We start from the raw sequence: 18027 nt of genomic DNA on the forward strand, positions 1-18027 counted from the left end.
GAGTGATGCGTTCGGTCGGCAGCTCGCACCCACCATTGGGGAGGCGCAGTAGGATGCCCGAGCCGGAGCCCTTGCCCCGTGCTGACGGTCCGGGCGGCAGAGATCAGTGAGGCTGAGACTTCCGAATTCGAGCGTTATCCGAGCGTCAAAATTCCGCATTCCGCCTCGCCACGTCGCCCGCGAAACCCGTGCCAGCCCTATAAGCTGCAGATCAGGCTGTTATGCGCAAGCGAGCCTCAGCTAACGCATTTCATGAGCCAAAACAAATCGAATCGACCACCTGGAATACAAAGCAGCAGATGAAGGCCCTTCTTGCGGGCACAGGAGTCGCCCAGCACTCCACATGACGCTTCCGGGGTGCACGACAAGGACGGAACCGCCCCCATCGACTCCAACGCGGCACGTAGGGGCATCTACCGCATATCGATCGACGGGAAGTACCAGGATGATGCGGGGAACCTGTATCACCGACAGGTGCACAACCGAACAGTCCGCACTACAATCCGGATGCGGCCCATGCCCCACACATTCCCTGGTCGGCTCAGTTTCCACTTCCGTACTGGTGACGAACGGGTGTTTCGCATTGAAGTCTCACGACTTCATCGGTATTGCGCGAATGATTTCGGAAGCCGATGCACAGGCACGAGAACGCGCGGCCGACGAAGTGACCGACCACCTGGGTGCGTACACACCCGTCCAGGCGTCGACCTTGGCGACACTGCTGGCGGCAACCGCAGTCTGCGAAAGCGAGAACGCCGCCCTGGAAGCCGAACTGCACGCCGTCATCGCACTGACGTCCACCGGACATGTCGACCTTGAGCACATCGCACCTCTGCAGGAGCTCGTCCTCGCCGACCTCCCTCCTCAACTCCGCGAGTACGTCAGCGACCTGCTGGAAGGATGAAGAGCCTGGACGTACAGGCACAGCCATCGGCAGGGACCTGGCCCGTACGGCGCCGTAGTGAGCTGAAGCCTCACCGACGCCGCACACCACCTGACCACGGCTGCCGCCGCGCCCGATGCTTTCGGCCCCCACCCCCTCCACCGTGCGCAGAGCGGCGCGATGGGCCTACGGACCGAGCCACGGCGTGGGCCGTCGCGACCTTCTGGACGTGGTTGAACTTAGACCGTGTCCTACGTGGTGAGGTGGATGAGTCGTTTGTAGCAGCAGAGGACGGATGCCAGCCCGAGAAAGGCCAGGCAGTTGCCTGGCTTCCGCTCGTAGCGGTGGTTGAGACGGCGGTAGCGGTGGGTTGGGCGAGCAACGGACAGCACTGGCAGCGAAGTTCGCGGCGGTTCTGCCTCACTTGAACGAGTGACAGCGCCGTCTGTTGACAGGGGCGGAGGCCCGGTCGCTGGAGCACGGCGGAATCAGGGCGGTTGCCCGCGCCGCAGGCGTTCGTGAGGGCACGGTGTCGCTCGGCGTGCGGGAACTTGAGCCCGGCCGGGCTCCCCTGGGTCGGGTCCGCCGGGCCGGCGGTGGTCGCGAGCGTCTGGTCGAGCGCGAGCCGGCCCTGCGGGATGCGCTGCTGTCTCCGGTCGAGCCTGATGTGCGTACGAATCCCATGTCGCCGCTGCGCTGAACGTACGAGTCCACCCGCAAGCTCACTGCCGAACCGACGCTCACGTCTCGTGCGTCAGGAAACGGGGAACCAGGCCGAGAGGCGCTTGGCGATGACCGGGACATCGATGTTGTCCTGCGCGACGTCCTCGACGAACGGTCCTGCAATGGAGGCGGGCGGCGGGGCAATACTGGCGCTGACGCCGTTGAGCCGGAGGAAGACGCGCATGGCGAGCCAGGCGGTGCGCTTGTTGCCATCGATCAGCGCGTGATTTCGGGCAACAGAGTGCAGCAGTGCCGCCGCCTTCTCGTGCAGCGTGGGATACAGCTCGGCCCCGAACACGTTGGTCCGGGGCCGTTCGATCGCTGACACCAAAAGTCCCATGTCACGCACGCTGTGCTCGGTACCATTGACCGTGCGAGCGATGGCCAAGATCTCGTCGATCTGGATGTAGCGCACCTCGGTCACTTCAGGTAGTCCAGGATTTCCGCATCGCTGTTCATGAGGTCGGCCAGCACGTCATCGACTGCCAGTTCGGCCCGATTCTGGGCGTCGCGGATGGCCTCGATGGCGAGTTCCTGCTTGCTGCGGCGCTCCCGACGAGCACGCTCGGTGAGCTTCGCATCAAGGTCATCGGGGAGTCGGAGTGTCATCGCCATACAGTGATGATACCTGACTGGTATCTAGGTGGCGAGGTGATACCAGCCACTCAAGACCTCGGACTACGGCGCCACGTTCTGAGGCTTGGACGGGCCGCGCTCCCGGCTCCGACGAGCCTGAGGCCGGGATGGCAGCTCGCGCGGCCGCTGGAAAGGTGCAGCGGGACGCCCATACCGGAGCGCTTCCCCCCGTGCCGATGGTCCGGTCCGCACGGCCACAGCCGAAGAGGTCCGGGAGGTTGAGACTTCCGCTTCGAGCGTCATCCAAGCGTCAAGAATCTCCGAACGACTCCCTGAAGGCATCGATGATGCAAGCGCCTCCCTCATGAATTCGCAGGTCAGGAGGCTTGCGAGGGTCGACCCGTCCGTTCGGCCCGCTGCACGCAGGAAACAGGTCGAACGACCCACCCGAACCAAAAAACCGCAGGTCAGACGCCCTTTGTCGCCGGTTCGAGGATGGCAACGCACTCCACATGATGCGTCATCGGAAAGATATCGGCTTGGGCGAGTCACAGAAAAGCACAGGTCAGAGCCGCACTATCGACTCTCTGTCCCGGGTGCGGGCGCCCAGAGCGTCAAATGAGCGTCATGACCAACCGCCCCTCCCTCCTCTTCGGGCGGAAGGGGCCGCCACGACCAGCTCACCCGCACGAGCCCGCTCCTGCTCACTCCGGACGCAGGCTCGAACATCATGACCCGCACCGCTTCTCAGACCGCCAGAATGGAGTCACGCCCTCCAGCCCACAGCCCGCCCGCACCCACGCCGAGCGACGTCTCGGGCGCAGTCGCCGAGGACCTCGCGCTGTACCGGGAGAAGTTCCGGCTCCGGCTGCCGGAGTCGCTGGACGAGTTGCACGGCCCGGCCCAGGGGGCGTGGAGCTGCCATTGCACATGGCCCGGCCGGAGATGACCTCGTACGACATGAGCAAGCCTCGCCAGCGCATGGTCCTGTACCGCACTGTCCTGCACGAGGGTCTGCGTGATGACCTGCCCAGTTACCTCAACCAGGATCTGCTCCGCAAGCTGTGGCTGGTGCTGCGCACACTCGTCGGCCGTACCGTGCGCGCCGTGTGGGAAGACGCTTTCCCCCAGCTCGCGTCCCGCTGCACGTGAGGGCTGGCCCTGTCTCCACGGCGGTCTCGAACTGAGGGCGACATGCAGGGCCATGATGAGCTTCCAGGAGAACCGCCGACATGTTCGCGTGCGTCTTCTTGATCTACGGTGCCATCAGTCACCTAGGACGGGGAGAGGTCGTGCGGCAGACCAGGACAGCGCTCGCCGAGCGAATCGCCGAGCAGAGAAGGGGAGTCGGTGACCCTCGTGCGCTGGTCGGTGAGATGCGGCGCTCGGTTCTGCTGGTGCCGACGGCCGGTGGGGGCCTCTGGTCGGCGTGGTCGGGCGGGGTGCGGTGGATCTGCGGGTTCACCGACGAGGCCGCACTGGCCCGGTTCGCTCTGCTGCACGGGTCCGGTGATCAGCCCATGGACTACGCGGCGTTGTTGGGCGCGCGCATCGTCGACGAGGTCGTGCCGTCTTTGGACGAACCCGCCGGCCTGGCCGTCGACATCGCCACCGAGGACGGGTCGATGTTCTTCCCGCCGGTCGTCGGCATCGTCGCGGACGGCGTCGCCGTCGACTCCGGCGAGGCGAAGGAGGGGCGTGGTCATGGGCGGTGACGGGGCCGATCTGCAGTTCGACAAGGCGTCTGTCGCGAAGTTCACGCAGGGCGTGGGCGCGACCATCGATGGGCTCGGGGATCTGGGCGGCGCCACCGGGTCGGTGCTGGGCAAGGGCTTTTCGGAGCTGGCGATGACCGGGATGGAGGCCGGGCACCACGGCCTCTCGGTCGACTTCGAGGACTTCTGCGAGCGGTGGGAGTGGGGTGTGCGGGCCCTGGTGGGCGACGCCAGCGCGCTCGCGAACCGCCTCGGCTTGGCGGCGGGCACCCAGTGGGAGCACGACCAGTACGTCGAGGGCACGCTGAAGGTGGGCGTCAACTCCGTGATGGGCGGCAACCCGCACGCCACCGAGGAGGAGATCACCCAGCAGGGCTGGGGCGACATCGTCACGCCGGACTACCTGAACCCGGACTGGAGCGCGGAGTCGTTCGACAAGGCGGGTGAGGACATCGAGCAGACGTGGAAGGACACCGGCCGCACGGTTCTCACCGAGGGCGAGGGCGGCCGGCGGTCGCAGGCGATCATCGACGCGTCGGGGGTCTCCGAGGACCAGTGGAACCAGGCGCTGGACAACACCTTCGGGCCCTCGCCCGAGGAACGCGCCCAGCAGGCGCAGCAGCAGGGTGAGTCCGGGGGGAACTGACGGTGGGTATAGGCGACTTCATCAGCGACATCACGCCCGACTCGGTCGAGAACGCGGTCGAGGACGGTGTCGAATGGGCCGGCAACCGGGTCGAGGACGCCGGTAACTGGACCGCCGACCGGCTGCAGGACGTCGGCTGGGAGTCCGGTGCCGACTGGGTGCGCGAGCAGTCCCGTTCGGTCGCCAACCGCATGGGCGCCGAGGTCGACGAGATGGACCTCGGGCAGACCGAGGACAAGACCAAGCTGATCTACGGCAGCCCGAGCAAGGTCACCGCCACCGCCGACAAGCTCCGGGCCTTCCAGACGGCCTTCGACGACGCCGGTGACGGTCTCAAGGGCCTGGACTCCTCCCGGCTCAAGGGCGAGACGGCCCAAGCGCTGCGCACCGCGGTGAGCACCCAGCCGCCCAAGTGGTACGCCGCCGCCGACGCCTGCGCGAAGGCGCTCGGCGCGCTCGACGCGTTCGCCGGCACGATCACCTGGGCGCAGGCACAGGCGCAGACGGCGATCGACAAGTGGAAGGAGGGTGTCAAGGCCTCCGAGGACGCCGCCGAAGCCCACCGCAAGAAGATCGACGGCTACAACGCCGCCGTCGACCGCTACAACGCCCAGCCCGCCGACAAGCGCGATCCGGCCTCGCTCCCGCCCAGGCCCGCGGCGACGTTCGAGGACCCCGGCAAGAAGCTGATGCAGGAGGCGCAGGACATCCTCGCCGAGGCCCGCAAGCAGCGGAACTCGGCGGCGGAAACGGCACGCACCGCGGTCCGTGCCGCCCGCGACATGGCCCCGCAGAAGCCCTCCTACGCCGAACAACTGGGGAGCGGGTTCCAGGAGTTCCAGATCATGGGCGACCATGTCGGCGGCGGGATCATCAAGGGCACGGCGGGCATCCTCAACTTCGTCCGCAGCGTCAACCCCGTCGACCCGTACAACATCACGCATCCGGCCGAGTACGCCACATCCCTCAACAGCCTGGCCGCCGGGCTGATCGTCGCCGCCAACGACCCGGTCGGCACCGGCAAGCAGATGGTCAGCGACTTCATGAAGGACCCGGCCGAGGGCTTCGGCAGGCTGATCCCCGACCTCGCGCTGACCGCCGCCACCGGTGGCGGCGGCGCCGCGGTCAAGGGCATCCGCATCGCCGAGGAGGCCGCCGACGCCGCACGGCTGCGCAAGCTGGTCGACGACGCCCCCGACGGCACCCACAACCGCCCCGACGGCGAGCGCACCACCGACGGCACCGACCCCGTCGACCTCGCCTCGGGCCGGATGTTCCTGCCCCAGACCGACGTCGAACTGCCCGGCATCCTGCCGCTGGTCTTCACCCGCCGCACCGAGTCCGGCTGCGCGGTCGGCCGCTTCCTCGGCCCCGCCTGGACCTCCACCGTCGACGAGCGCCTCCAGATCGACGCCATCGGCGTCGTCCACGTCACCGCCGACGGGCTCCTGATCCCCTACCCGCACCCGGTCCCCGGCGCCCCAACTCGTCCCGAGTCCGGCACCGCCCGCACCCTGCTGGCCCGCGACGCCGACGGCGACTACACCGTCACCGACCCCGACAGCGGCCTGATCTTCCACTTCACCGCCCCGCCCGGCAGCAAACCGGGAGGCGACGGCGTCGCATGGCTGTCGGGCATCACCGAACGCAACGGCCACGCCATCACCGTCGACCGCGGCGAGGACGGCCTGCCGCTGGCCCTGGTCCACTCGGCGGGCCACCAGGTGAAGCTGTCGTCCGCCGACGGCCTGGTCACCGCCCTGTCCCTGGCCGGCGCGGGCGAGGGCGGCGCGGACCTTCCCCTGATGCACTACAGCTACCAGGAAGGCAACCTCACCACCGTCACCAAGCCCTCCGGTGCCACCACCACCTTCGTCTACGACGACCGCCGCCGCGTCATCGCCTGGATCGACTCCAACAACAGCCGCTACGACTACATCTACGACGACCGCGACCGCGTGGTGTCGGAGGGCGGCGAGGCGGGCCACGTCCAGATCACCCTCACCTACACCGAACCCGACCCGGAAACCGGCCACCGCACCACCACAGTCACCACTGCCGGCGGACACAGCACCCGCCACCTGTTCGGCCCGGGCTGCCGTCTCCTGGCCGTCACCGACCCCCTCGGCCACACCACCCGGTTCACCTACGACACGCGCGGCAACCTTCTGACCCGCACCGATCCCCTGGGCCTCACCACCACGTTCTCCTACGACGAGGACGGTCGGGCCGTCTCCGCCACCCGCCCCGACGGAAGCGAACTGCGTACCGTGCGCGGCCGGTTCGGTCTTCCGGTGGAGGTCGTCGGGCCGGACGGCACCCGCAGGGTCAATGAGTTCGACGAACGCGGCAACCGCACGGCAGTCACCGACCAGGCCGGCTCCACTACCCGTTACAGCTACGACCCCGCCGGCCGACTCACGTCGGTCACCGACGCCCTCGGAGCCACGACACGAGTGGCGTGTGACGCGGCAGGCCTGCCCGTGGAGGTGAGCGACCCGGCCGGCGGCGTCACCCGCACGGAGCGGGACGCCCTCGGAAGGCCGGTCCGCATCACCGATCCGGTGGGCGGTGTCACCCGCCTGGAGTGGCACGCCGACGGGCAGCTCGCCCGGCGCACCGGCCCCGACGGAGCCACGGAGTCGTGGACCTACGACGGCGAGGGCAACTGCCTCACCCACACGGACGCGGTCGGTGGCGTCTCCCGCTTCGAGTACACCCACTTCGACCTGCCGGTCGCCCGCACCCGACCCGACGGCGCCCGCTACGAGTTCGAGCACGACGCCGAGCTGCGCCTCACCCGCGTCACCAACCCACAGGGGCTGACCTGGACCTACGACTACGACGCCGCCGGCGACATCGTCTCCGAGACCGACTTCGACGGCCGCACCCTCACCTACCGGGTGGACGCCGCGGGCCGGCTCGCCGCCCGCACCGACGCGCTCGGCGGGACCATCTCGTTCGAGCGCGACCAGCTCGGCCAGGTGGTCCGCAAGGACGTCGACGGTCAGGTGACGACCTACACCCACGACAGGGCAGGACGCCTGCTGGAGGCAGCCGGACCGGACAGCGAACTCCGCTACCAGTACGACCGACGCGGACTCACCAAGACGGAACTGGTCGACGGCCGTCCCCTCTCATACGCGTACGACGCCCTGGGCCGCCGTACGCGCCGCACCACGCCCACCGGTCACGTCACCTCCTACTCCTACGGCGCCGACGGACAACCCCGCCGCCTGACTACCGGCGGTCACCGGATCGACTTCACCCACGACGCCGCCGGCCGGGAACTCGCCCGCGTCTTCGGCGACGCGATCACCATGACCTCCGCCTGGGACGAGGCCGGACGGCTCTCCGCGCAGCACATCACCGCCGGCGGGCACAACGTCAACAGCCGCGCCTACTCCTATCGCGCCGACGGTCACCTGACCTCCGTCGCGGACCGGCTGTCGGGCACCCGCACCTTCGGCCTCGACCGGGCGGGCCGCGTCACTTCCGTCCACGCCCAGGGCTGGACGGAGCGGTACGCCTACGACGACGCCGGCAACCAGACCTCCGCATCCTGGCCGTCCCGCCACCCCGGCAGCGAGGCCACCGGACCGCGCGCCTACACCGGCACCACCCTCACCCGCGCCGGAGACGTCCGCTTCGAACATGACGCCCTCGGCCGGGTCACCCTGCGGCAGAAGACCCGCCTCTCCCGCAAGCCCGACACCTGGCGCTACGAGTGGGACACGGAGAACCGCCTCACCTCCGTGACCACCCCCGACGGAACCCGCTGGAGGTACCGCTACGACCCACTCGGCCGCCGCACCACGAAACAGCGCCTGGCGACCGACGGCGAGAGCGTGGTGGAGGAGGTCCGTTTCACCTGGGACGGCCTCACCCTGTGCGAACAGACCAGCCACCAGCCGGATGCCCCGAACACGGTCGCCCTCACCTGGGACCACCGTGCCGACGTCCCCCTGGCCCAGACCGAGCGCATCCTCACGGCCGACGACCGCCAGGAGGAGATCGACCGCCGGTTCTTCGCCATCGCCACCGACCTCATCGGCACCCCCACCGAACTGATCGACGAGACGGGCGACATCGCCTGGCGCACCCGGAGCACGCTCTGGGGCACCACGGCCTGGTCCCGGGACAGCAGCACCTACACCCCCCTCCGCTTCCCCGGCCAGTACTACGACCCCGAAACCGGCCTCCACTACAACTACTTCCGCCACTACGACCCCGAAACCGGCCGCTACACCTCCCCCGACCCCCTCGGCCTCGCTCCCGCCCCGAACCCCGTCGCGTACGTGCACAACCCGCACAGCGGGTGCGACCCGCTGGGCCTCATGCCCAAGTACACGAAGGAGGAGCGGGCCCAGAAGCGGATCAACAAGGTCGTGGACGACATCGTCGAGAGAGCACAGGACAGCGGGTTCAAGAAGCGCCACGACTACCACGGGGACACCCGACACGACTTCAGCGACGAACGAGTCATCGAGATTCTCAAGAACCCAGACGCCGTGTACCACTCGACAGGCACGGCCGGGACATTCACCTTCAGACAGGGCGACGACATCGTGGTGATCGACGGCCCCGGCAACACCCAGGGCCAGGCCATCACGGCGTACGGACCGTCGGGCATCAAGGGCGACTCCGGAGCCACGGCGCTCGGCGGGAAACCAACAGACCCCGGTGCGCCGGTGACGCACGAGGACATCGTGAACGGCAGGATTCCCGCCAAGGACGGCCGCTTCCAGCCTCCGGCGGTACAGATCAGATGAGGCAGTGATGACGACGAAACTGAAGTTCGACGGCGGCTGGTCCGCGACGGTGACGGACGAGCCGCTCGACGTCGTTCCCCGTCTCCTCGGTACCTTCCTGATCGTTTCCCCCTATGCGGATCGGGTGGAACGGGAGAAGTTCCTCGCGGACACGTTCGGCAGCCAGGACCTGCTGTGGGACCTCCCCGACGTTTTCCGCTTCGCCCCGAGCGACCGACAGCTGGTCGGGGCTGAATTCCGAATTCCGGAAGAGTCCGCCTCAGCCGAGGACTCGGCCCGCCTTCCCGTCCCGCCCGAAGTACGCCTGGGCGGGCTCCGCGCGGACGAGGTCAAGGACTTCCGGCACGAGATGTGCACGGTGCTGTGCCGTGCTCCCGGCGATGCCGTGCTGACCTGCCTGCGCGACCTCGACGTCCTCGACGAACCACTGGATGCCCGCATCGGCATCGCCCCCGACGTGGCGCTCCTCGTCCAGCACGGAACCGTCGTCGGCTGGAGCCTCACCGACCCCGCGCGCTACCTGACCACCAACTTCGCCGCCCCCGACCCTGCTCCCCCCGTCCCGGCCACCCGCCGCCTGCTCACCGAATGCCTGGACCTGGTCACCACGGTGTCGGTGGTCGACGACCTGGTCGACGGTGAACCGGCCGCCCTGGCCCGCCTCCAGGCCGCCGACAAGGCCCTGCGCGAGCAACGCGAGGACCGGCACCGGGCCGACGCCCTGCTCGAGCTGATCGGCACCTACGTGGAGGACTACGGGAACTGGTGAACGAGGACGAAGACCAAGGAACCGGCGGCGCGACGACGTCCGGATCCGGTGGGGCACGCGCACGTGAACCTACTCCTGAAGACCTGAGCGCCCAGGTGACGGACACGCCGCTGCCCGTCGCCCCACGCCTCGCTCTCAATCACCGTCGAGTTCAGGGTGCCGAGCGGCGGTGGGGTCGAACCCTCTCCTTCACCAGACGCGGCGGGGTGTAGTACGTGCCGGGGCGTTGACGCAGCTCGCGGTCATATTCCTGGAGGAGAGGTCCTCGTAGAGAGCACGTGCAAGGAGAACAGGGCCGTGGGAGGTGGGAGCAACGTGACGGCCCGCCAGATGTACACCGCGAGGACGACGACCGCAAAGGCTTGGCCGAGAACGTCCTCGGCCAAGCCGCGCTCGGGCCCCGGCACCCGCTTGGGCCGGATTGTGACCGACCAGGGAGGCAGGAATTTCCGATGGCTGGAATTCCCCGGCCATGCGGCCGGCCCAGAGCCCCGAGACGAGCGTCATCCGAGCGTCGAGAAGCTTCCAGCTACGTCGCGAGGGTGTCGCCGATGCGTACGCCTCCCCCACGAAGTCGCAGGTCAGGCAGCGTTCGCGGGGCGTCCCGCCCGCTCGAACCGCTACACGAAGGGAAACAGGTCGAGCGACCACAACGCGCCGCAAAACCGCAGGTCAGGCACCCTTCGCGGCAGGCTCCAGAATCGCCACGCACTCCACATGATGCGTCATCGGAAACAGATCGAACGCCCGAAGCGTCCGCACCCGGTATCCCCCGTCCCGGAAGTACCCCAAGTCCCGCGCCAGCGCAGCCGGATCGCAGGCCACGTACGCGATCCGGCGCGCGCCCAGCGAGGACAGCTGCTCCACCGTCTTGCGGCCCGCTCCCGCCCGGGGCGGGTCGAGGACGATCAGGTCGACCTCCGTGATGCCCGTGCGCGGCAGCACGCTCTCGACCTTGCCCAGTTCGATGCGGACGCGGTCGAAGTCGGCGAGGTTGTGCCGCGCGTCCTCCACCGCCCGCTTGCCGGACTCGATGCCGAGGACCGCGCCCTGGTCGCCGACGCGGTCGGCGAGGGCGCCGGCGAAGAGGCCGGCGCCGCAGTACAGGTCGAGGGCCATGTCGCCCTTGCGCGGCAGCAGACCCTGCATGACCGCGGTCACCAGGGTGTCCGCGGCCTTCGGGTGGACCTGCCAGAAGCCGCCGTTGCCGACGCGGTGCGTGCGGCCGTCGGCGCGTTCGCGGACGAAGGGGCGGCCGTGGACGCGGTGCACACCGCCGGAGCGCTCGTCCACGCGCAGCACGGAGACCGGGTGGTCGAGTTCGACGAGGGGGAGGCGCGCGCCCGGCTTCGGGGTGAGGATCACCTGGCGGTCCTGGGAGCCCGTCGCCGCGATGGCCTCGACGGAGTCCATGCCCGTCCAGACCCGCTTCTCGATGCCCAGCTCGCTGACGCCCTCCGCGGCGATCATGCAGTGGTCGATCGGCTCCACCTCGTGGGAGCGGTGCCGGCGCAGGCCCGCCCGGCCGTCGGCGGTGACGGCGTACTGGACGCGGGTGCGCCACGCGGGGACCTGGCCCGCGGGCACCTTGTCGCCCTCGGCGGGCAGGACCGTGCCGTCCCAGCCGGCCTCCTCCGGGGTGAGTCCGGCGAGGTGCTGGAGCTGTTCGGCGATGACGTCGGCCTTCAGGCGCCGCTGCGCGCCCGGCTTGGCGTGCTGCCAGTCGCAGCCGCCGCAGCGGCCGGGGCCGGCGAACGGGCAGGGCTCGTCGATACGGTCCTTGGATGCCTCGAGCACGGTCACGGCGTCGGCGCGCAGGAACCGCGCGCCCTGCTCGCCCTCCGTCACCCGCGCCACGACCCGCTCACCGGGCAGCGCGTGCCGTACGAACAGCACCTGGCCCTCGGACGTGCGGGCGATGCAGTGACCACCGTGGGCGACGGGGCCGATCTCGACCTCGTACTCCTCCCCCACCAGCGATTTCCTCGGTTCTGCCTGCATGGCGGGGTGACTCCAAAACGCGTGAGGGGCAAGGGCCGAACGGAAACGGCCGGACAACAGCCCACCAGTCTACGTGGCTGCCACCCGGCCGTTTCACATCAGCCGTCGTCTCACGGCTTGTGCTCGGTGGACTCCTTCGACCGCACCTGCGCGGGACCGCGCCGCACCGACCCCGGCGCGTTCCAGTCCTGCTGCCGGCGGGCTCGCCGCTTGGCCGCCTCGGACGACTGGAGCTGGTACGGAATCGAGGTGACCATGATTCCGGGCGTGAACAGCAGCCGGCCCTTCAGCCGCAGGGCGCTCTGGTTGTGCAGCAGGTGCTCGTACCAGTGGCCGACGACGTACTCGGGGATGATCACGGACACCGCGTCCCGCGGCGATTCCTTGCGCAGGCTCTTGACGTACTCGATGATCGGCCGGGTGATCTCGCGGTAGGGCGAGTCCAGGATCTTCAGCGGTACGTCGATGCCGCGCCGCTCCCACTCCTCGCGCAGGGCCTTGGTCTCCGCCGGGTCGACGTTGACGCTGAGGGCCTCCAGCGTGTCCGAGCGCATCAGCTTGGCGTAGGCCAGGGCGCGCAGTGTCGGGCGGTGGATCTTGGAGATCAGCACGACCGAGTGGACGCGGGAGGGCCGTACGCTGTCGTCGCTCGGGCCCTCGGGGGCGGCGATCTCGGCGGCGACCCGGTCGTAGTGCTTACGGATGGCCGTCATCGTCGCGTAGAAGATCACCATGCCGAGCAGGGCGACCCATGCGCCGTGGGTGAACTTGGTGAGGAGGACGACGACCAGGACGAGGCCGGTGAAGAAGGCGCCGAAGGCGTTGATGGCGCGGGAGCGGATCATGTGGCGGCGCTTGGCCTGGTCCTTCTCGGTGGCCAGGTGGCGGTTCCAGTGCCGGACCATGCCGGTCTGGCTGAGCGTGAAGGACACGAACACGCCGACGATGTACAGCTGGATCAGGCGGGTGGAGTCGGCGCCGTAGATCCCCACCAGCAGTCCGGCGGCGCCGGCGAGGAGCACGATGCCGTTGGAGAAGGCGAGGCGGTCGCCGCGGGTGTGCAGCTGGCGCGGCAGGTAGCGGTCCTGGGCGAGGATCGAGCCGAGCAGGGGGAAGCCGTTGTAGGCGGTGTTGGCGGCGAGGAACAGCACCAGCGCGGTGGCGGCGGCCAGGATGACGAACAGGAAGCTGCCCTTGCCGAAGACTGCCTCGGCGACCTGGGAGATCACGGGGTTCTGGACGTAGTCCGGGCCGAGTGGGACACCGTTGTGGACGAGGTCCTTGGCCGGGTTCTCGGCCATGCGGACGTCGGTGGCGGCGGCCAGCGCGATGATGCCGCAGAACATGGTGACGGCCAGCAGGCCCATCGCCGCGAGGGTGGTCGCGGCGTTCTTCGACTTGGGCTTGCGGAAGGCCGGGACACCGTTGGAGATCGCCTCGACGCCGGTGAGGGCGGCGCAGCCGGAGGAGAAGGCACGCAGCAGCAGGAAGACCAGGGCGAATCCGGCCAGGCCCTGGTGTTCGGGCTTGATGACGTAGTCCGCCGTCGGTGCCCGCATGGTGTCGTCCATGACCAGTCCGCGGAAGGCGCCCCACGCGATCATGGTGAAGACGCCCGCGACGAAGATGTACGTCGGAATCGCGAACAGCGTGCCCGACTCGCGTACGCCGCGCAGGTTCATCAGCGTCAGCAGCACGATCACACCGATCGCGCAGGCGACCTTGTGCTCGACGACGAAGGGGATCGCGGAGCCGAGGTTCTCGATGCCGGAGGAGATCGACACGGCGACGGTGAGGACGTAGTCGACGAGCAGCGCGCTGGCGACCGTCAGGCCCGCCTTGGGGCCGAGGTTGGTGTTCGCGACCTCGTAGTCGCCGCCGCCGCTGGGGTAGGCGTGCACGTTCTGCCGGTACGAGGCGACCACGGTGAACATCAGCACGACGACCGCGACGGCGATCCACGGGCTGAAGTGGTACGCCGTCACGCCCGCGATCGACAGGACCAGCAGGACCTCGCCGGGCGCGTACGCCACGGAGGACAGCGGGTCGGAGGCGAAGACGGGGAGTGCGATGCGCTTCGGCAGGAGCGTTTCGCCCAGCCGGTCGCTGCGCAGTGCGCGCCCGATCAGGATCCGTTTGGGCACGTCGGTCAGTTTGGACACAACAGAGGATCGTAGGCGTTCGATTGCGGGGTCGCCCACCCGCCACCCCTCATCGGCGCTCCGTCTGCTCTCCGAGTGAATTCAAAGGCCCGGGCGGCTGCGGATTCCGCAGGTCACCTCCTTCCCATGCCTATATGACTAAGCCCTGTCCGTCTTCCGGCCGTTGCCGCCCCTGGAGGTTCCATGCACACGCCTGCCCAGCTGATCGGCGCCGCGGCCACTCTCGTCGCCCTCGGAATCCTGACGATGGCGAGCGTCCGCAGCATCAGCCGCCGCAAGGACGTGTCGCCGGGGGCGCGCTAGGAGTACGAGGCCCCCGGCTGCTCGGACCGCTCCAGCCCCGCCACCCCCGCGTTCAGTTCCTCCCGTCCGATGGCGGCGGTCCGGGTCGACGGGATCGTGCAGGCGTAGGCGCCGGCCACCGTGCCGTGCAGGGCGCTGCGGTGGGGCGGGGTGCCGTGCAGCCAGGCGTGGAGGAAAGCGGCGGCGAAGGCGTCGCCCGCGCCGTTGGAGTCGACGACCGGGGCCGGGGGTGGGGCGGCGGGTATGTGGGTGAGCTCGCCGTCGGCCAGCAGGTACGCCCCGTCCGCCCCGGCGGTGGCGACGACGATCCGGGCCCGGCCGCGCTCGGTGAGCCGCCGCATGGTCCGTTCCGGGTCGGTCAGGGCCGTGGTGGACAGGAAGACCAGGTCGGCCTGGTGGGCGAAGGGCTCGTGGTAGGGGTGGGAGCCGTCCCAGTCGTGCAGGTCGGTGGAGATCGTGAGGCCTGCCTCGCGCAGGGCGGGCAGGGCGTGGGCGCACGGCTGGGTGATGACGACGTGGGCGTGCCGGCTGACGGCCGCGAGTGCGCGCACCGTGGCCTCGGGCAGCCGGTCCGTGTCGGCGGCCCGGGTGGCGTCGTAGAGGGACAGCCGCCTGCCGTCGGGGCCGACGAGGTTCACGGCGCGTTTGGTGCCGAGCGGCTGCGGGACGGCGGTGAGCCCGATGCCGTGTTCCTGGTGCAGCGCCCGGACGAGGTCGCCCTCGGGGTCGTCGCCGAGCAGGTCGAGGTGGTGCGTGCGCAGGCCCAGCGCGCTCGTCCCGAGCGCCACGAAGTCCCCGCTCTGGCCCGCCCGGGTCACGATCCCGGGCCGGATCATGTGGCTGTCCGCGAACGGCACGGGCAGTTCGGGCACGTGCACGATCGTGTCGACACCCGCTCCGCCCAGCACCAGGACGTCGATCTCGTGACCCATGGCGGCTCCTCCCCCTGCCTGTTCGTGAGCTGTACCAGGTCCATCCTGGGCTACCGGCCGGTCGCTGCGGGCATGACGCTGCTGGTGCACGCCGTGAGCACCACCCGGCGCCGCGCTGCTCGACAGCCGCGTTCCGCTGTGCGACGCCCACCGGGCCCCGGCCCCGCCGTGCCCGAGGGTCCTGGCGGGTTCCTGCGGCCTTGCCTATACGTTGGACACAGGCGATCGGCCGGGCGTGCGGACACCGAACGGGATCACACCCGGCGTTCCCCGGCATGATGGTGCCTTGCGGCCCGCACAGAAGGCCGCGAAGTGCTGCCCGGCGAGCCGAGAGAGAGACATGAGCAGAACACTGACGCAGGCCGGAAGGTCTGCGGGAAGCGTGGTGTGAGGCCATGCACATCGTCATCATGGGTTGCGGAAGGGTGGGTTCCGCGCTGGCCCAGAACCTGGAGCAACAGGGGCACACGGTCGCCGTGGTCGACCAGGACCCCACCGCCTTCCGCAGGCTGGGCTCGGGGTTCGGCGGACGCCGCGTCACGGGCGTCGGCTTCGACCAGGACACCCTGCGCGAGGCCGGCATCGAGGAGGCCGGCGCCTTCGCCGCCGTCTCCAGCGGTGACAACTCCAACATCATCGCCGCTCGCGTGGCCCGCGAGATGTTCGGCATCGAGAACGTCGCCGCCCGCATCTACGACCCCCGCCGCGCCGAGGTCTACCAGCGCCTGGGCATCCCCACCGTCGCGACGGTCCGCTGGACGGCCGACCAGATGCTGCGCCGTCTGCTCCCCTCCGGCGCCGAGCCGCTGTGGCGCGACCCCACCGGCGGTGTCCAGCTCGCCGAGGTGCACACCTCCCCCGCCTGGGTCGGCCACAAGATCAGCCGGATCCAGGAGGAGACGGGCGTGCGCGTCGCGTTCCTGACGCGGCTCGGCGAGGCGGTCCTGCCCACCTCGCACACGGTGCTGCAGGAGGGCGACCTGGTGCACGTGATGATGCGCACCGACGAGGTCGACAAGGTCGAGGCGGCGTTCGCCAAGGGTCCCGAAGAGGAGGGCGGTCACTGATGAGGGTCGCCATTGCCGGAGCCGGCGCCGTCGGCCGCTCGATCGCGGGCGAACTGCTGGAGAACGGCCACGAGATCCTGCTGATCGACAAGGCGCCGACCGCCATCTCGGTCGAGCGCGTCCCGCAGGCGGAATGGCTGCTCGCCGACGCCTGCGAGATCACGTCCCTCGACGAGGCGGCGCTCCAGCGCTGCAACGTCGTGATCGCCGCGACCGGCGACGACAAGGTGAACCTGGTCGTCTCGCTCCTCGCCAAGACGGAGTACGGCGTCCCGCGCGTCGTCGCCCGTGTGAACAACCCCAAGAACGAGTGGTTGTTCAACGAGTCCTGGGGCGTGGACGTCGCCGTCTCGACCCCGCGTCTGATGTCGGCCCTGGTCGAGGAGGCGGTGAGCGTCGGCGACCTGGTCCGTCTGCTGCGCTTCAGCCACGGCGACGCCAACCTGGTCGAGCTGACCCTGCCGGAGGAGTCGGCGCTGGCCGGCACGCAGGTCGGCGACGTCGAGTGGCCGCAGGACACGTCCCTGGTGACGATCATCCGCGGCAACCGCGTCCTGACCCCCTCCCGGGAGGACTCCCTGGAGGCCGGCGACGAACTCCTCTTCGTGGCCGCGCAGGCCCGGGAGGAGCAGCTGGAGGACCTGCTGTCCGTACGGCGGAACGCGGCGAGCTGAGCGCGTCCGCGGGAGCAAGCGGAAGGGGCGTCCCGAGTGCTCGGGACGCCCCGTCCGTCAGCTCCGGGGGTTCACTGCTCGGCGGACCGGGCGGCAGCCTGCCGCTCCTGCTCCTCGGCCGCCTTCTCCTCCGCCTCCATCTCGGCGAACACGTCGATGGGGGCGGGTGCCTTCGCGAGGAACACCCACGTCAGGTACACCGCGAGCAGGAAGGGCGGGATCTTCAGGGCGACCAGGACCCAGCCCAGCTGCGTGGTGTCGGCCCACCAGTACAGCGGGAAGAGGATCGCGCACTTGGCGAGCAGGATCGCGCCCCAGGCGTAGCTGGCCTTCGCGTACGCCTTCTTGCGGCCCGGGTTGCGGGTGCGCCAGGAGAGGTTCTCCTTGAAGACCGGGCCGAGGATCAGCCCGATCAGCGGCACCCCGCACAGGGTGGTGATGATGTAGGCGAGTCCCAGACCCAGCGTGTAGAGCATGCCGGGCAGGTAGAAGTCCTTGGCGTTGCCGGTCATCATCGCGAAGACGACACCGAAGGCCACGCCGAAGACACCGCTGAAGGCGTGCTTGACGGTGTCCTTCATCACCAGCCGGACCACGACCAGCACCAGCGACACGGCCAGCGCCGCGATCGCCGACAGATGCAGGTCCTTGTTGATCGTGTAGATGGTGACGAAGAGGAGGCCGGGCAACACCGTCTCCACCATGCCCCGCACGCCGCCGAACGCCTCGAACAGGGCGGCCTCGGTCACCGCCCGGGCGTCGTCCGCAGAATTCTCTTCGGTCGGCTTGTCGAGCGACGTCACC

The 18027-nt window shown here is 69.4% G+C and carries 14 protein-coding genes and 3 pseudogenes; 10 read left to right on the forward strand and 7 right to left on the reverse strand.

The window, feature by feature from the left end:
• Window positions 1-357: 357 nt before the first annotated feature.
• A pseudogene (locus tag IO24_RS47540) lies at window positions 358-474 on the forward strand (polymorphic toxin type 30 domain-containing protein); the annotation flags it as partial.
• A gap of 109 nt (window positions 475-583) precedes the next feature.
• Entirely contained in the window at window positions 584-904 is a 321-nt protein-coding gene (locus IO24_RS46315; protein ID WP_234335200.1) for a hypothetical protein, read from the forward strand.
• A 230-nt stretch (window positions 905-1134) separates the two neighbouring features.
• Here IO24_RS46315 and IO24_RS45940 read toward each other — a convergent pair.
• Window positions 1135-1245 (reverse strand): annotated as a pseudogene (locus IO24_RS45940) (IS5/IS1182 family transposase); the annotation flags it as partial.
• Between the two features lie 8 nt (window positions 1246-1253).
• Here IO24_RS45940 and IO24_RS42835 point away from each other — a divergent pair.
• A pseudogene (locus IO24_RS42835) lies at window positions 1254-1580 on the forward strand (ISAzo13 family transposase); the annotation flags it as partial.
• Window positions 1581-1637: 57 nt separating this feature from the next.
• On the opposite strand, the gene IO24_RS0111560 reads toward IO24_RS42835, so the two are convergent.
• Both IO24_RS0111560 and IO24_RS0111565 read right to left on the reverse strand, forming a co-directional pair.
• A complete protein-coding gene (locus tag IO24_RS0111560; protein WP_031134689.1) occupies window positions 1638-2030 on the reverse strand; it encodes a type II toxin-antitoxin system death-on-curing family toxin in 393 nt (130 codons plus the stop codon).
• Window positions 2027-2221, reverse strand: a complete 195-nt coding sequence (locus tag IO24_RS0111565) for a ribbon-helix-helix domain-containing protein (RefSeq protein ID WP_031134690.1) — start codon at window positions 2219-2221, stop codon at window positions 2027-2029. Before IO24_RS0111565 ends, IO24_RS0111560 begins: the two co-directional genes overlap by 4 nt.
• Window positions 2222-3094: 873 nt before the next feature.
• Here IO24_RS0111565 and IO24_RS47545 point away from each other — a divergent pair.
• The 5 genes from IO24_RS47545 (at window position 3095) to IO24_RS0111590 (ending at window position 10084) form a co-directional block, all read left to right on the forward strand.
• On the forward strand, window positions 3095-3334 hold the full coding sequence (locus IO24_RS47545; RefSeq protein WP_425274831.1) for a hypothetical protein: 240 nt from the start codon (window positions 3095-3097) through the stop codon (window positions 3332-3334).
• 140 nt (window positions 3335-3474) lie between these two features.
• Window positions 3475-3897 (forward strand): hypothetical protein, encoded by a 423-nt coding sequence (locus IO24_RS0111575; RefSeq protein WP_199808828.1) that lies wholly within the window; start codon window positions 3475-3477, stop codon window positions 3895-3897.
• On the forward strand, window positions 3887-4543 hold the full coding sequence (locus tag IO24_RS0111580) for a hypothetical protein (RefSeq protein ID WP_031134694.1): 657 nt from the start codon (window positions 3887-3889) through the stop codon (window positions 4541-4543). The genes IO24_RS0111575 and IO24_RS0111580 overlap by 11 nt, the downstream gene beginning before the upstream one ends.
• A gap of 2 nt (window positions 4544-4545) precedes the next feature.
• Window positions 4546-9315 (forward strand): putative T7SS-secreted protein, encoded by a 4770-nt coding sequence (locus tag IO24_RS0111585; RefSeq protein ID WP_037667759.1) that lies wholly within the window; start codon window positions 4546-4548, stop codon window positions 9313-9315.
• A 7-nt stretch (window positions 9316-9322) separates the two neighbouring features.
• Window positions 9323-10084 carry a hypothetical protein gene (locus IO24_RS0111590; RefSeq protein ID WP_031134697.1) on the forward strand — a complete coding sequence of 254 codons (762 nt, stop codon included), beginning with the start codon at window positions 9323-9325 and terminating at the stop codon, window positions 10082-10084.
• A gap of 672 nt (window positions 10085-10756) precedes the next feature.
• Here the strand turns inward: IO24_RS0111590 and IO24_RS0111595 are convergent.
• The 3 genes from IO24_RS0111595 to IO24_RS0111610 all read right to left on the reverse strand — a co-directional run bounded on the left by IO24_RS0111595 (window position 10757) and on the right by IO24_RS0111610 (window position 15482).
• Window positions 10757-12085, reverse strand: coding sequence for a class I SAM-dependent RNA methyltransferase (locus tag IO24_RS0111595; protein ID WP_031134699.1), 1329 nt, complete (start codon window positions 12083-12085; stop codon window positions 10757-10759).
• Window positions 12086-12195: 110 nt separating this feature from the next.
• Window positions 12196-14247 (reverse strand): APC family permease, encoded by a 2052-nt coding sequence (locus IO24_RS0111600; protein ID WP_031134702.1) that lies wholly within the window; start codon window positions 14245-14247, stop codon window positions 12196-12198.
• 299 nt (window positions 14248-14546) lie between these two features.
• Window positions 14547-15482 (reverse strand): PfkB family carbohydrate kinase, encoded by a 936-nt coding sequence (locus IO24_RS0111610; RefSeq protein WP_031134704.1) that lies wholly within the window; start codon window positions 15480-15482, stop codon window positions 14547-14549.
• A 395-nt stretch (window positions 15483-15877) separates the two neighbouring features.
• Between IO24_RS0111610 and IO24_RS0111615 the strand changes: the two genes are divergently transcribed.
• Window positions 15878-16549, forward strand: coding sequence for a potassium channel family protein (locus tag IO24_RS0111615; protein WP_031134706.1), 672 nt, complete (start codon window positions 15878-15880; stop codon window positions 16547-16549).
• Window positions 16549-17223, forward strand: coding sequence for a potassium channel family protein (locus IO24_RS0111620; protein WP_031134707.1), 675 nt, complete (start codon window positions 16549-16551; stop codon window positions 17221-17223). The genes IO24_RS0111615 and IO24_RS0111620 overlap by 1 nt, the downstream gene beginning before the upstream one ends.
• Window positions 17224-17294: 71 nt before the next feature.
• Here IO24_RS0111620 and IO24_RS0111625 read toward each other — a convergent pair whose 3' ends face one another.
• Window positions 17295-18026, reverse strand: a complete 732-nt coding sequence (locus IO24_RS0111625; protein WP_031134709.1) for a DUF3159 domain-containing protein — start codon at window positions 18024-18026, stop codon at window positions 17295-17297.
• Between the last annotated feature and the right edge of the window lies 1 nt (window position 18027).

It is taken from the genome of Streptomyces flavovariabilis (genome assembly GCF_000725785.1).
Classification (GTDB): Bacteria; Actinomycetota; Actinomycetes; order Streptomycetales; family Streptomycetaceae; genus Streptomyces; species Streptomyces hawaiiensis.